General features: G+C 72.5%; 13 protein-coding genes. 10 read left to right on the top strand and 3 right to left on the bottom strand.

Translation table 11 applies throughout. From position 1 onward, the window contains the following. Window positions 1-115 precede the first annotated feature (115 nt). From VF746_26730 to VF746_26715, 4 genes are all read left to right on the top strand, one after another. Window positions 116-1039 (top strand): metal ABC transporter substrate-binding protein, encoded by a 924-nt coding sequence (locus VF746_26730; protein ID HEX8696040.1) that lies wholly within the window; start codon window positions 116-118, stop codon window positions 1037-1039. Next, window positions 1036-1809, top strand: coding sequence for a metal ABC transporter ATP-binding protein (locus VF746_26725; GenBank protein ID HEX8696039.1), 774 nt, complete (start codon window positions 1036-1038; stop codon window positions 1807-1809). Before VF746_26730 ends, VF746_26725 begins: the two co-directional genes overlap by 4 nt. Continuing rightward, a complete protein-coding gene (locus tag VF746_26720) occupies window positions 1802-2629 on the top strand; it encodes a metal ABC transporter permease (protein HEX8696038.1) in 828 nt (275 codons plus the stop codon). Before VF746_26725 ends, VF746_26720 begins: the two co-directional genes overlap by 8 nt. A 123-nt stretch (window positions 2630-2752) precedes the next feature. Further along, window positions 2753-3202: a hypothetical protein gene (locus tag VF746_26715; GenBank protein HEX8696037.1), complete on the top strand. Its 450-nt coding sequence runs from the start codon at window positions 2753-2755 to the stop codon at window positions 3200-3202. A 179-nt stretch (window positions 3203-3381) separates the two neighbouring features. Here the strand turns inward: VF746_26715 and VF746_26710 are convergent, their stop codons facing one another. Then, window positions 3382-3843, bottom strand: a complete 462-nt coding sequence (locus tag VF746_26710; protein HEX8696036.1) for a Fur family transcriptional regulator — start codon at window positions 3841-3843, stop codon at window positions 3382-3384. A gap of 404 nt (window positions 3844-4247) precedes the next feature. On the opposite strand from VF746_26710, the gene VF746_26705 reads away from it, so the two are divergent. The 4 genes from VF746_26705 to VF746_26690 all read left to right on the top strand — a co-directional run bounded on the left by VF746_26705 (window position 4248) and on the right by VF746_26690 (window position 6711). Then, window positions 4248-4664, top strand: a complete 417-nt coding sequence (locus VF746_26705; GenBank protein ID HEX8696035.1) for a 6-carboxytetrahydropterin synthase — start codon at window positions 4248-4250, stop codon at window positions 4662-4664. Window positions 4665-4668: 4 nt separating this feature from the next. Then, window positions 4669-5280 (top strand): GTP cyclohydrolase I FolE, encoded by a 612-nt coding sequence (folE, locus tag VF746_26700; protein HEX8696034.1) that lies wholly within the window; start codon window positions 4669-4671, stop codon window positions 5278-5280. Between the two features lie 326 nt (window positions 5281-5606). Beyond that, window positions 5607-6323 carry an SDR family oxidoreductase gene (locus VF746_26695; GenBank protein ID HEX8696033.1) on the top strand — a complete coding sequence of 239 codons (717 nt, stop codon included), beginning with the start codon at window positions 5607-5609 and terminating at the stop codon, window positions 6321-6323. Window positions 6324-6330: 7 nt separating this feature from the next. Then, window positions 6331-6711 carry a 6-carboxytetrahydropterin synthase gene (locus VF746_26690; protein HEX8696032.1) on the top strand — a complete coding sequence of 127 codons (381 nt, stop codon included), beginning with the start codon at window positions 6331-6333 and terminating at the stop codon, window positions 6709-6711. 153 nt (window positions 6712-6864) lie between these two features. On the opposite strand, the gene VF746_26685 is transcribed toward VF746_26690, so the two are convergent. Both VF746_26685 and VF746_26680 read right to left on the bottom strand, forming a co-directional pair. Then, complete coding sequence (locus VF746_26685; GenBank protein HEX8696031.1) at window positions 6865-7338, bottom strand: hypothetical protein; 474 nt, start codon at window positions 7336-7338, stop codon at window positions 6865-6867. 182 nt (window positions 7339-7520) lie between these two features. Beyond that, on the bottom strand, window positions 7521-9767 hold the full coding sequence (locus VF746_26680) for a UvrD-helicase domain-containing protein (GenBank protein HEX8696030.1): 2247 nt from the start codon (window positions 9765-9767) through the stop codon (window positions 7521-7523). Between the two features lie 254 nt (window positions 9768-10021). Between VF746_26680 and VF746_26675 the strand changes: the two genes are divergently transcribed. Both VF746_26675 and VF746_26670 read left to right on the top strand, forming a co-directional pair. After that, a complete protein-coding gene (locus VF746_26675) occupies window positions 10022-11617 on the top strand; it encodes an AMP-binding protein (protein HEX8696029.1) in 1596 nt (531 codons plus the stop codon). Between the two features lie 214 nt (window positions 11618-11831). Further along, window positions 11832-14509: NYN domain-containing protein (locus VF746_26670; GenBank protein HEX8696028.1), on the top strand; the 2678-nt coding region annotated here is incomplete at its 3' end.

Here is a 14509-nt window from a genome sequence, read left to right as displayed (position 1 = left end):
CGGAGGGACACGCCGAACCAGCAGTTGAAGTTCGCAGTTCGCTCAAGGCCTCGGAAGCGATGAGGCCCGATCGATAGAGACGGAAACGAGGGAACCCGTGCGAGGAGAAGGACCGATGCACGCATCGAGGAAGACCGCCGTGCTGCTCGCGGCCGCGCTGGGGCTCCTGGCCGGCCCCGCGGCGGCGCAGCAGCGGCAGCTCAAGGTGGTGACCAGCACCACGGACCTGGCGGACCTGGCCCGGGAGGTGTGCGGCGCCCGCTGCCAGGTGGTGCACATCAGCGAGGGGTACCAGGACCCGCACTTCGTGGAGGCCAAGCCCAGCTTCATCCTCCAGCTCAGGAACGCCGACGTGTTCGCCTTCGTGGGGCTGGACCTGGAGGTGGGGTGGATGCCGCTGCTGATCAACGGCGCGCGCAACCCCAGGATCCGCCCCGGCGGCACCGGCTACGTGGACGTCTCGCGGGTGATCCCGGTGCTGGACCGCGCCCGCGGCAGCGTGGACCGCAGCCAGGGCGACGTGCACGCGGCCGGGAACCCGCACTACTGGCTGGACCCCGAGAACGGCCGGCGCATCGCCCGGCTCTTCCGCGACAAGTTCGTGCAGCTCGACGGCGAGGGCGCCGCGGTCTACAACCGCAACCTGCAGGCGTTCGAGGCGCGCCTGAACGCCGCCGAGCGCGCCTGGCAGCCGCAGCTGGCCCAGATCCGCGGCAAGCCGGTGGTGGCGTGGCACACCAGTTGGCGCTACTTCGCCGAGTACAACGGGATGAACATCGTGGCGTTCATGGAGCCCAAGCCGGGGGTGCCGCCCTCGCCCTCGCACCTGGCGGGGGTGATCGCCACGGTGCGGCGCACGGGGGCGAAGGTGATCGTGATGGAGCCGTTCTACGACCGCCGCACGGCCGACTTCGTGGCCCAGCGCACGGGCGCCCGGGTGCTGGTGCTGCCGCCCTCGGTGGGCGGGGTGCGCAGTATCACCGACTACATCCAGCTCATGCAGTACGACGTGTCGCAGCTGGCCGAAGCACTCCGATGAGCGACCTGGTCACCTTCGCCGGCGTGACGCTGGGGTACGGGCGCCGCGTGATCCTCTCGGGGCTCGACTTCCGCATCTCCGAGGGCGACTTCCTGGGGCTGGTGGGGCCCAACGGGGCGGGGAAGACCACCGTGCTGCGCGCCATCCTGGGCACGCTGCCGCCGCTGCGGGGGACGGTCACCCGCGCGCCGGCCCTGCGCTTCGGCTACGTGCCGCAGCGCGACCAGGTGGACTACAACTTCCCGCTGCGGGTGCTGGACGTGGTGATGATGGGGCGCTACGACCGCATCGGCCTGGGGCGGCGCCCCGGCGCGGCCGACCGCGAGCGGGCGCTCCGCGCGCTGGAGCACGTGGGGATCGCCGACCTGGCCGCCCGCCCGCTCAAGGACCTCTCCGGCGGGCAGAAGCAGCGCACGCTGATCGCGCGGGCGCTGGTGGGCGAGCCCAACATCCTGGTGCTCGACGAGCCCACCAACGGGATGGACCTGGTGTCCACCACGCAGATCCTGGGGCTGGTGCGCGAGCTGCACGAGCGCGACGGGATCACGGTGATCATGGTGAGCCACGCGCTCAACGAGGTGGCCAACTACGTGGAGCGCATCGCGCTGGTGGTGGAGGGCGCCTTCCGCATCGGCGCGGTGGACGAGATCATGAACGAGTCGGTCCTCTCCGGCATCTACGGGATCCCGGTGGAGGTCGACTCGCGCGAGGGGCACCGCATCGTGCTGGCGCGGCGCTTCCGGCCGGGAGAGGAGGCGCGCCGTGCTTGACGCCGTCCTCCTCTTCCGCGAGGCGCTGTACGGGGCGCTGGTGATCGCGCTGGCGTGCTCGGTGCTGGGCGTGTACGTGGTGCTCCGGCGCATCGTGTTCGTGGGCGCGGCGCTGGCGCAGCTCTCCTCGGCGGGGATCGCGCTGGCGCTCTTCATCTCGGGCTTCGGCATCGCCAGCGGGCTGGGGGCGCACCCGGTGACGCTCTCGCTGGTGGTGACGCTGGCCGGGGCGCTCTTCTTCAGCATGGGCGGCGCGGGCCGCGGCCGGGTGCCGCCCGACGCGGGGATCGGGGTGGCGTACGCGGTGGCGGCGGCCGCGGGGATCGTGCTGGTGGCCAAGGCCGCCACCGGCGAGGCGCACGACATCTTCCTGCAGGGCAACATCCTGGGGATCACCCGGCGCGACACGGTGGTGCTGCTGGCGGTGTCGGTGCCGGTGCTGCTGGTGCACCTGGCGCTCTACAAGGAGTTCCTCTTCGTCTCGTTCGACCGCGAGACGGCCCGCACGCTGGGCTACCGGGTGGGCGCCTGGAACCTGCTGCTGTACCTGACGCTGGGGCTGGTGATCGCCTTCGCCATGCAGTTCGCGGGGGTGATCCTGGTGTTCAACTTCCTGGTGCTGCCGGCGGTGACGGGGCTGCTGCTGGCGCGGGGGATGGCGGGGGTGTTCGCCTGGTCGGCGGCTTCGGCTCTGGTGGCGGCGGTGGTGGGCTTCACGCTGTCGGTGCCCTTCGACCTCCCCACCAGCCCCACCATCATCTGCGTCTCCGGCGCGCTGATGCTGCTGGCGTGGGCGGTGGCGAAGGTGGCGCGGAGGTGAGTGCGAAAGTGCGAAAGTGCGTGAGTGCGTAAGTGTGTGCCGCCGCCCGCGCGAGGCTCGCGTATGTTCTTTGCTGCGAAGAACCTGCGTCCACCGTCCAGGGTCTCTGATCGAGTCGTGACGATGTTCAAGACGCTGCGAAACCGCTTCTCCCTGCTGGCCGTCGCCGGGGCGGCGATGCTCTTCGCGGGGTGCGAGGACCTCGGCATCTCCACCGGGACCGGCGAGTTCCAGGTGGTGGTGACCGGGGCCACCGGGGGCACGCTGGCCACCGTGAGCACCGGCGGGCTGGTGAGCGGCTCCCTCACCGTTCCCGCCGGCGGCTCCCGGCAGATCACCGTGACCGTGCTGGACCGCGGCGGCGGCCCCGTCACGATCGGCGCGGGCGACCGGGTTCGGGTCATCGTCACCAACACGGTGGTCGCCAGCTTCACGGTGACGGGCGAGGCGGGCTCGGCGGTGACCGGAGTGCTCCACGGCGGCTCGTCCGGCAGCACCAGCCTGAGCGTTCAGCTCCTGCGCGGCGGCGTCGCGGAGTTCAACTCGGCGTCGATCCCGATCACCGTCGGCTGAGGCTCACCCGAGTCGACGGAGGACGACGCGGGTTCTCGGCTCGCTCGATCGGCTCGCTCGATCGGCTCCACGCGATACAGAGCTCGGCAAAAGACTTTCCTCACGCAGAGTCAGCGGAGTCAGCAGAGAAACCCCTCTGCTGACTCTGCGTGAGGCTAGTTGTTTTCCGAACTTGGAAATCAGGAGGCGATGGAGCTGGGGGCAGACCCGTTCCCTTGCGCGGCGCAGCCGGCGCAGCTGCCGTGGAAGGTGAGGCGGTGGTGGGAGACGATGAAGCCGTGCTCGCGGGCGATGCGCTCCGCGACCGCCTCGTCGAGCCCGCAGATGGCGACGGTGAGCACCAGGCCGCACCCGTCGCAGAGCAGGTGGTGGCTGTGGTCGTCGTGCGCGGCGAGCTCGTACAGCTCGGCCAGCCCCGCGCCGGGGGCCGTGCGCGCCAGGCCCAGCTCGGCCAGCCAGTGCAGCGTGCGGTAGACGGTCACCAGGTCCACGTGCGCCAGGCCGGGCAACGAGTGCAGCGCCTGCGCGCTCACCGGGCCGCCGGCCGCCGCCAGCGCCTCGACCACCGCGCGGCGCGGCCGCGTGAGCCGGTGCCCGCGGCGCGCGAGCAGCTCGAAGACTTCTGGGGGCGTGGGGCACATGGATGCCTGCCGGCGAAGGGTGGTCGACGAGAGAAAAACTACTTTCGTACCGTCACCGGAAGGACAATATAAGTGCAGACGGCTCCCGATGCCAAGGGTCTTCCGCGCGGGGAACGACGGGATCGGCTCCGAGACGCGCGTGGATTTGACCTGGCGCGAGGCGGCGCCTATATTCGGGGCCCAGGAAGTGGCGGGGAGCCCCATTTTTGAGCCAACGCCATTGAAGCCGGGGCCTGCTTTTGCGGCCGACGTCACGCCCGTACGGGAAGGCGGAAGGCCGCGGAGGGGTCACCCACCGTGTTCGCACGAGGCTTCAAAAATCCTCCCCGCTGCGTCCGCCCGGGCCGGTCTCGCGTCGTCCGCGAGGTCGGCCCTTTCTCACATCCATCGACGGGAGACCAGCCGTGCCGATCGTCCGCGTCACCCGGCGCGTGCACTTCAGCGCCGCGCACCGCCTGCACAACCCCGCCTTCTCCGACGAGGAGAACCGCCGTATCTTCGGGCTCTGCAACAGCCCCAACTGGCACGGGCATAACTACGAGCTCGAGATCACGGTGGAGGGCGAGCCGGACCCGGAGACGGGGTACCTGGTGGACCTGGGGCAGGTGAGGGACGTGGCCGAGGAGGTGCTGCGCGACGTGGACCACCGCAACCTGAACCTGGACGTGCCCTGGATGCAGGGGGTGATCCCCTCGACGGAGAACCTGGTGGTGGCGCTCTGGCGGCAGCTGGCGCCCCGGATGCCGCGCGGCCGGCTGGCGCGGCTGGTGCTGTACGAGACGCCGCGCAACTGGGCCGAGTACGCGGGAGAGGGGGAGTAAGGGGATGGGAGAGCTGAAGCTGCGGCCCCACGGCCGCGAGGACGACGACTCGCCCTTCCAGCGGCTCGTGCGCGAGATGCTGGACGAGCTGGGCGAGGACCCGGAGCGCCAGGGGCTGGTCCGCACGCCGGTGCGGGTGGAGAAGAGCCTGCGCTGGCTGACGCGCGGCTACCAGATGCAGGTGGAGGACGTGATCCGCGGGGCGGTGTTCGACGAGCCGCACCACAACATGGTGATCGTCAAGGACATCGAGATGTACTCGCTGTGCGAGCACCACCTGCTCCCGTTCTTCGGCAAGGTGCACATCGCCTACATCCCCAACGGGCGCATCGTGGGGCTCTCCAAGCTGCCGCGGGTGGTGGAGGTGTTCGCGCGGCGGCTGCAGGTGCAGGAGCGGCTCACCGAGCAGATCGCCCACGCCATCCAGGAGGTGCTGCAGCCCGAGGGCGTGGCGGTGGTGATCGAGGCGGCGCACCTGTGCATGATGATGCGCGGGGTGGAGAAGCAGAACTCCAAGACCATCACCAGCGCCATGCGCGGCGTGTTCCTGGAGGACATCCGCACGCGCGAGGAGTTCCTGCGCCTGGTGGCCTCGCCGGGGCACATCATCGGGTAAAGGAATCGTCCCGCTTTCGCGGTGGGAGGCTGGCTTCGGTGCGGCGGGGGCCCTCACCCGCCGCCCTGGAGCGGCAACCCTCTCCCGAGTTCGGGAGAGGGTGGACTCGACGGGGCTATTCCCTGTCCCCTGCCGTTCGCGTGAGGGATGCGCGCCCGGAGGGCCGGGACGGCGCCGCCACAGGGGTATCGTGGCGGCGGCGGCCCGGCGCGGTTGGGCAGCGTTGTTTGCTGCCCTACCGCGCGCGCAGCCCGGCCCGGAGCGCAGCGGAGGGACACGCCCGAATCGGTGGTCCAATCGGTTTCGCGGTGGGTGAGGAGGCTTCAGTGGCGGAGGAGCTGGCGGGGAAGACGGCGCTGGTGACGGGGGCCTCGCGCGGCATCGGGCGGGAGGTGGCGCGCGAGCTGGTGCGCGCCGGCGCGTGGGTGGGGATGGTGGCGCGCACCCGCGACGAGCTGGCCCGGGCGGCCGAGGAGGTGGGCGGGCACGCGATCCCCGGCGACGTCTCGACCGCCGCGGGGGCGCACGCGGTGGCCACCTACGTCACCGAGCTGCTGGGCGACGCGCCGGACCTGCTGGTGAGCTGCGCGGGGGCGTTCTCGCTGGCGCCGCTGGCCGCCACCGATCCGGCGGAGTTCGACCGCGCGCTCGCCGTGAACCTGCGCGGGCCGTTCCTGCTGGTCCGCGCCTTCCTGCCGCTGATGCTGCGCCGCGCCTCGGGGCACCTGGTCCACGTGGGGTCGGTGGCGGGACGCGCGGCCTTCCCCGAGAACGGGGCGTACAGCGCCTCGAAGTTCGGGCTGCGGGGGATGCACGAGGTGCTGCTGCAGGAGATCCGCGGCACGGGCGTGCGGGCGACGCTGGTGGAGCCGGCGGCGACGGACACGCCGCTCTGGGACCCGATCGACCCCGACAGCCGCCCCGGCTTCCCCGCGCGCGCCGCGATGCTCCGCCCGGAGGACGTGGCGCGCGTGGTGCTCTTCGCCGCGGCCCAGCCGCGGCACGTGCAGATCCCCACCATCGCGGTAGAGGCCGCGGGCTGACGGCTCCATGTTCCTGCTGAACGTCAGGGCGCACTACGACGCCGCGCACTTCCTGCGCAACTACCACGGCAAGTGCGAGAAGCTGCACGGCCACCGCTACGTGGTGGAGGCGGGGCTCGCCTTCGACGACGTGGGGGAGGGCGGCATGGCCTACGACTTCGGCGAGGCGAAGCGCCACCTGCGCGCCGTGGCCGCCCGGCTGGACCACGAGAACCTGAACGAGCTGGAGCCGTTCACGGAGCTGGAGACGAGCGCGGAGAACCAGGCGCGCTGGATCTTCGAGGAGCTGCGCGCGCTGCTGGGCGAGCGGGCGGAGAACCTGGTCTACGTGCGGGTGTGGGAGACGCCGGAGCAGTACGCGCAGTACTCGCTCAGGCCGACGTGGTGAACGGCGGGGGACAGGGGACAGGGGACAGCCGGCGGAACTGCACGGGGTTTCGATTGGACTCGGACGGAGAAACGGAGGAACGGAGAACCGAAGTCCTCCGTTCCTCCGTGTCTCGGTGTGAGACCTTTCCCGGGACCGCTCGCGGCTCCCCGGCTACTGGGCCGCCTGCTCGTTGAGCAGCTGCGCGATCTCGCGCTCGAGCCGGCCGGTGCTCACGCAGTTGACCGGGGTGCTGCTCATCCCCTGCGGCCGCCCCGAGGCCTGCACCCAGCTGCGCACCACGCTCCCGGCGCCGGCGGGCGTCACCATCGTCAGCACGCTCATCGTCACCTCGTAGCTGTCGGCGTCGCCGGCCAGCGTGCTGCCGCAGTTCACCAGGTGCGAGAGCCGGCGCTCGCCCAGCCGGCGGTACAGCCGCAGGTTCTGCCGCCCGTACAGGCGGTCGTCGGGGTTCAGGACCCCGCTGTCCCTGATGTCGAGCGACGCGTAGATCGCCGGCAGCCCCGACCACGCCCGCTCCGCGTCGGTCGCGACCGGGTACGCCCGGGTGTTCTTGTGGTTGATCAGCTCGTACTCCGAGGTGCCGCGCCGGGTGCTGATCTGCACCACCGAGCGCGTGGTCTCCATCGGAGGCAGGACCTCGGTGCGGGGAGCGGCGCTGCAGCCGGCGAGCGCCACGACTGCCAGGAGCGGCGGGCAACGCATGACTCCTCCCAAGGAACGGGTGACGCCAGCGGCGCGCTGGCCCACTCCCCAATCTGATGCGGCGCCGCGCCGCGCACCAGTCCGGCGTTCTCGGGCGGCCCCGGTCAGCCGGCCTGCAGCATCTCGCGCATCTTCGCGAAGAAGCTGGCCTTGAGCTCCTGGCTGTCCTCCTCGGAGAGCGAGCTGCGCCGGCCCGTGCGGTACTCCAGCAGGTCGGCGGGGATCTCCTTGAGGAAGCGCGAGGGCTGGCGCGGCTTCGCCTCGCGGACGCGCGCGCGGCCGCCCCCGCCGTCCTTGTCCTTCTCCTTTTCCTTCTGCGAGACCCACGCCCCCCGCGTGGCGCACCCGGAGAGCGTCAGCCGGTGCCGGGCGCGCGTGATCCCCACGTAGAAGAGGCGCCGCTCCTCGGCGATCGGGTCCAGCCCGCCCTCGGAGACCGACTCGACGCTGCGGGTGTGGGGGAGGATGTCCTCCTCCAGCCCCACGATGAAGACGTGCGTGAACTCCAGCCCCTTGGCGCTGTGCAGCGTCATCAGCGTCACGCGGTTGGGCTCGTCGTCCTCGTCCTTCCTGTCGTCGCCCTCGTCCACCAGCGAGATCTTCTCCAGGAACGCGCGCAGGGAGGGCGGCTCCCAGTCGTCCTCCTCGTCGGGGAGCGGCTGGGCGGCCCAGGCGCGCTCCTCGTAGCCCGCGATCGAGGCCACGAAGTCGCGCAGGATGTCGACGCGCACCTCGGCGGCGCGCTCGCTCTTCGCGTTGTCGGCCCGCACCGCCTCCTCCAGCCGCACGCGCGCCACCAGGTCCCTGGCGAAGGCGTGCAGCGAGCGCCCGTCCGCCGCCCCCGAGCGGACGGCGGCCTCGGCGGCGCGGTACCCGGCGCGCAGCTCCTCGACCAGCGCCACGAAGGCGCGCACCGGCTCGGCCTGCGCGCGGCTGATCCCGTCGACCGTCTCCACGCGCCCGAGCGTCTCCCACAGCCGCGCCCCCGACGCGCGCGCCGCCTCCACCAGCCTGAGCAGCGTGGTCCGCCCGATCCCGCGCGTGGGGTAGTTGATCACGCGCCGGAGCGCCACCTCGTCGTGCGGGTTCATCACCAGGCGCAGGTAGGCCACGCAGTCGGCGACCTCCTTGCGGTCGAAGTAGCTGGTGCCGCCCACCACGCGGTAGGGGAGGTTGGCCTCGCGCAGCGCCTCCTCCAGCGGGCGCGCCTGCAGGTTGGTGCGGTAGAGGACGGCGAAGTCGCTCCACTGCAGCTTCTCCGTGAGCCGCCGCACGGAGATCTCGCGGGCCACCATCTCGGCCTCGAGCACCTCGGCCGGCTTCGCCCCCTCGCCCACGAACTCCCAGTAGTCGAGCTTGGGCCCGGGGCCGTTGGCCGTGCGGAGCCGCTTCTCCTTGCGCGCGGTGTTGTGGAGGATGAGCCCGTTGGCCGCGTCGAGGATGCGCTGCGTGGAGCGGTAGTTCTCTTCCAGGACGACGACTCGCGCGCCGGGGAAGTGGCGCTCGAAGTCGAGGATGTTGCGCACGTCGGCGCCGCGCCAGGCGTAGATCGACTGGTCGTCGTCGCCCACCACGCAGAGGTTCTTGGCGGGGCCGGCCAGCAGGCGCGCCATCTCGAGCTGGGCGCCGTTGGTGTCCTGGTACTCGTCGATCATCAGGTACCGCCACCTCCGCCAGAACCCCTCGCGCGCGCCCATGTCGCCCTGCAGCAGGCGGACGGGCAGGAGCAGCAGGTCGTCGAAGTCGCACGCCCCGGCCGCGCGCAGCGCCTGCTCGTAGCGGGGGTAGACGTCGGCCGCCAGCACGGCGTAGTCGTCGCTCCGGTTCCCTTTGACGCGCCCCTCGGCCACCTCGCGCGCGGCCTCGGCCGGCGCCACCAGGCGGTTCTTCCAGTCGGAGATCTGGTAGAGGACGCGCCTGGCGTCGTAGGCGTCGTCGCCCGCGGTGGCGGCCACGTGCACCTCGTCGGCCACGATGCGCTTGACGATGGAGAGCTGGTCGCCGGTGGCGTAGATGGAGAAGCCGCGGGGAAGGCCCACCTTTTCGGCGTGCTCGCGCAGGATGCGGGCGCCGAGCGAGTGGAAGGTGGAGAGGAGGACGCCCTTCGCGTCGCGCCCCACGATGCGGGCCACGCGCTCGCGCATCTCGGCGGCCGCCTTGTTGGTGAAGGTGACGGCCAGGATGCGGCGCGGGTCCACGCCGCGCCCGCGCACCAGGTGGGCGATGCGGTAGACCAGGGTGCGCGTCTTCCCCGAGCCGGCGCCGGCCAGCACCAGCACCGGCCCCTCGGTGGCGAGGGCGGCCTCGCACTGCTCGGGGTTCAGCTCGCGGAGGTAGTGGGGGACGTTCAACGGCAGAGTACGAAAGTACGAAAGTACGGAAGTACGAAAGTACGGCAGTGGGCGGGTGCGAGGGGTGGGCGCCGCGGCAGGGACCCGCGCCGGACCCACGTACTTTCGTACTCTCGTACTCCGTACTTTCGTACTGTCGGCGGGAGGGCGGAAGATAGCCGAAAACCCGCGCCGGGTCAAAGTTTGACGGCTCCGCGCGCGTCCGCTATGTTTTCCCGTCTCGCGCCCGGCTCGGCCACCCTTTCGGAGGATACATGACGCTTCGGGACCGCTTCCACGGGCTCTCGGTTGCGGAGGCCCTGTCTCTCCGCGCGCAAGAGGACCCGCGGCGGCCGTTCGTCGTGTACGGGGACCGGCGGCTCACGTACGGGCAGGTGGACGCGCAGGCCGACGCGCTGGCGGCGGCGCTGCACGAGCTGGGGATCGAGGCGGGCGACCGCATGGCGCTCACGCTCCCCAACTGGCCGGAGTTCGTGGTGGCCGCCTTCGCCGGCGCCAAGCTGGGGGCAACAATCGTCCCGCTCAACCCCCGCTTCACCACCCCCGAGCTGCAGTACATGCTGCGCCACTCGGAGACGGCCGTGGTGGTGACCGCCGAGAACTGGGAGGGGGTGGACTACCTGGCGCGCTACGAGAGCTTCCTGGCCACGCTCCCCGACCTGCAGTACGTGGTGAGCGTGGGCGAGGAGGACCTCTGGTACGACGACCGCATCCACCAGTTCGAGGACCTGGTCTCCAGCGGCGAGGGGCGGCCGTACCCGCGCCGCCCGGGCTCGCCCGGGGAGCTGTTCGCCATCCTCTACACCTCGGGCACCATGGGCAAGCCCAAGGGGGTGGCGCTCAGCCACGCCAACCTGCTCTCCACCGCCGCGGCCACGGCCGACGCGGTGGGGCTCCAGGCGGGCGACGTGGTGTTCGGCCTCAACACGCTCTTCAACGTGTTCGGGCTGGGGACGGGGGTGCTGGGGACGCTGGCCGCGGGCGGCACCCTGGTGCTGCAGGAGCGCGACGACCCGGCGTACGCGCTGGAGACCGTCGAGCGCGAGCGGGTGAGCGTCTACCACGGCGTGCCCACCAACTTCGCGCTGGCGCTGGAGGAGCCCACGCTGGAGGGGCGCGACCTGTCGAGCCTGAGGACGGGGATCGTGGCCGGCGCGCCGGCGCCGGAGGAGCTGGTGGCGCGCGTGCAGCGCGGGCTGCTCCCGGGGATCCGCATCGGCTACGGGATGACGGAGACCTCGGAGACCGTGGCCGTCACCCGCGCCGAAGACCCGCCGGGGAAGCGCCTGGCCACCGTGGGGCAGCCGCTGCCGGAGGTGGAGATCCGCATCATCGACGTGGACGGCACGGTGCTGCCGGAGGAGTCGGTGGGCGAGATCGCGGTGCGGGGCCCGGGCGTGATGCAGGGCTACTACCGCCAGCCCAGCGAGACGGCGGGCGCCTTCACCGCCGACGGGTTCTTCCTCACCGGCGACCTGGGGATGGTGGACGAGGAGGGGTACCTCCACATCCTGGGGCGCCGCAAGGAGATGATCATCCGCGGCGGGTTCAACGTGTACCCGCGCGAGGTGGAGGACCGGCTGCACGCGCACCCGGCGGTGCTGGACGTGGCGGTGGTGGGGCTCCCGGACGAGATCCTGGGAGAGATGAGTTGCGCCTGCATCGTCCCGGTCGAGGGGGCGATCGTCACGGGCGAGGAGATCAAGGACTTCTGCCGTGAGGTGCTGGCGGACTACAAGGTCCCCGACCTGGTCCGCTTCCTCGACAGCTTCCCCATGACGGGGAGCGGCAAGGTGCGCCGCGTGGAGCTCGCCCGCATGATCAGCGCGGAAGAGTCGAGCCGCCGGTGAGCGCCGCGTGAGCCCCCGTCGTGACTTCGAACCTGGCGCGGCTCCTCCGGGCCGTCGCGGGTAGGCGAGAGTGGATGGTGCCCGAGTGCGAAACTGACCCCGGGACGCGCGGTCCCGCCGTTTTACTTTCGCACTTTCGCACTTCGCACTTTCGCACTTTCCCGTCGAGGCGGAGGGGTCCCGCCGTACATGAAACGGACGTGGACGAGAGATGATGAACAGCCAGACTCCGCGAAGCCCCCAGGGGGGGCACCTCGCGACGCAGGACACGCGCAGCGCCGCGCTGCTGATCGACTTCGACAACATCACGCTGGGGGTGAGGAGCGACCTGGGGAAGGAGCTCCGGACGCTGCTCAACACCGAGATCTTCCGCGGCAAGGTGGCGGTCCGCCGCGCCTACGCCGACTGGCGGCGCTACCCCAACTACGTGGTGCCGCTCACCGAGGCCTCCATCGACCTCATCTTCGCCCCCGCCTACGGCACCTCCAAGAAGAACGCGACGGACCTGAGGATGGCGGTGGACGCCATCGAGCTCGCGTTCATGCGCCCCGAGATCGGCACCTACATCCTGCTGACCGGCGACAGCGACTTCTCGAGCTGCGTGATCAAGCTCAAGGAGTACGGCAAGTACGTCATCGGCGTGGGGATGCGCGACTCCTCGAGCGACCTGCTGATCCAGAACTGCGACGAGTACTACTCGTACCACGCGCTCACCGGCCTGGTGCGCGAGGGCGAGCAGGCGGTGCGCCGCAGGGACCCCTGGCTGCTGGTGCGCGAGGCGGCGCAGAAGATGGCCGCCGCGGGCGACTCGATGCGCACCGACCGCCTCAAGCAGGTGATGATCGAGCTGGACCCCGGCTTCGACGAGAAGGACGAGGGCTACTCGAAGTTCTCCAAGTTCGCGCAGGTGGCCGCCGAGAAGGGGCTGATCCGCCTGCACAGGGTGGAGAACGGCCAGTACGAGGTGGAGCCGATCGCCGACGAGGAGGAGGTCCCCCTCGCCTCGCTCCCCACCCGCCGCGATCGCAGCGAGGAGTCGCGCCGCGAGCGCGACCGGGGCCGGGGGCGCGACCGTGATCGCGGGCGGGGGCGCGATCGTGACCGGGACCGCGACCGGGACCGCGAGCGGGACCGGGGGCCGCGGCTGGAGACGGTGGCGCCCGCGCGGGTGGAGGAGGAGCCGGAGCCCGCGGCGGCGGCTCCTGCCGCGGCCGAAGAGCGGGAGGCGCCCGCCGGCGCGCGGGAAGCGCCGGTCGAGTCGTCGGACGCGCTGCAGGACGCCTACGCGCTGCTGCAGCACGCGGTGCGCGCCATGGTGAGCCGCCAGCAGCAGACGGTGCGCGACGGCGACGTGAAGCGCCGCATGCTGGAGCTGCAGCCGGGCTTCGACGAGCACGCGCTGGGCTTCAGCAAGTTCAGCCGCTTCCTGCGCCAGGCGCACGACCAGGAGGTGATCGACCTGCGCCGCCTGGGCGAGGGGCGCTACGAGGTGGCGCTCCCCGCCAGCGGCACCAAGCTGCCGCTGCCGGAGTTGCGCGGCGCGCCCCGCCCCGAGCCGATCCACCTGGACGAGGAGCCGCGCGTGGCCGCCGACACGGCCGCGCCGCCGGAGCGCGAGCGTGACCGCGGGCGCCGCGACCGCGGCCGGGGTCGCGACCGCCGCCCCGGGGGCGAGGCGCCGCCGCCGCTGCTCCCCGGCCAGCTCGCCGCGCGCGAGGAGGCGCCCGCGCCCCGCGCCGAGGAGCCCCGCCGCGAGGAGCCGCGCGTCGAAGAGCCTCGCCGCGAGGAGCCCCGCCGCGAAGAGCCGCGGACGGAGCCGGCGCGGGCGGAGGAGCCCCGGCGCGAGGAGGAGCGGACGGCGCCGCCCAGCTCCGCCTCGCGCGAGGGCCCGGCGGAGGCGGGTCCGCGCGGCCTCAGGCACCGCCACGGCGGACGCCGCGGGTGGGCCCCGCCGGCCGGTCCGCCGCCGCTGCTCCCCGGGCAGGTGATCCACGTCCCCGGCGCCGTGCGCCGCGAGGAGCCCCGGCGCGAGCCGTCGCCCGAGCCCGCCGCCGAGACGCGGGCCGAGACCCCGGCGCCCGCTGTGGAGACGCGCGCGGAAGCCGCGCCGGCGCCCGCCGGGTTCGATCCCGAGGCGCTGGGGCTGCCGGCCGGACGCGCGGAGGTCGAGGCGTACCTGGGGACGTACAAGGGCGTGGGGAAGAAGACGGTCGAGGCGCTGGTGAACGCGTTCGGCGACCGCGTCTTCCACGCGCTGGAGGAGACGCGGGACGCGGTGCGCGAGCTGCTGGGCGACCGCCGCGCGACCCCGCTGCTGGAGCAGTGGGGCGCCGACCGCGACCGCCGCCGCGCCGAGCGCCCGGAGCCCGCGCCCGCGGCGGAGGCACCCGCCGTGGAAGCTCCCGCCGTAGAAGCTCCCGCCGTGGAAGCTCCCGCCGCGGAGCCCGCGCCCGAAGCCGGGGCGTTCGCGGAGGCCGCCTCGGCCGAGGCGCCGGAGCCGGCCGCCGGCGCTGAGACGGCGGAGGAGCGTGCGGAGCGCGAGGATCGTGAAGAGCGCGGCCGCCGGCGCCGTGGCCGTCGAGGCCGGGGCCGTGGACGCGAGAGGGGCGAAGCGCAGGCCGCCGCCCCGTCGCCCGAGGAGGCCGCGCGCGCGGAGGCCCCGGGCGGCGACACCGATCCCACGCTGCTGGAGCCGGCGATGCTGCCGGCCGCCGAGGCCGAGGCCGCGCCCGTCGTCGAGGCCCAGACGGAGCCGGTGGACACGGACCCGACGCTGGCCGCGCAGGCGGAGCTCCCCGCCGGCGAGGCGCACCGCCGCAAGCGGAGCCGCCGCGGGCGCGGGCGCCGGGGACGCGGCAACGGCGCGGAGCCCACGCCCGTTGCCGAGGCCGT

The organism is Longimicrobium sp., assembly GCA_036389795.1.
GTDB lineage: Bacteria > Gemmatimonadota > Gemmatimonadetes > Longimicrobiales > Longimicrobiaceae > Longimicrobium.
This window is presented reverse-complemented; position numbering and strand designations above follow the sequence as displayed.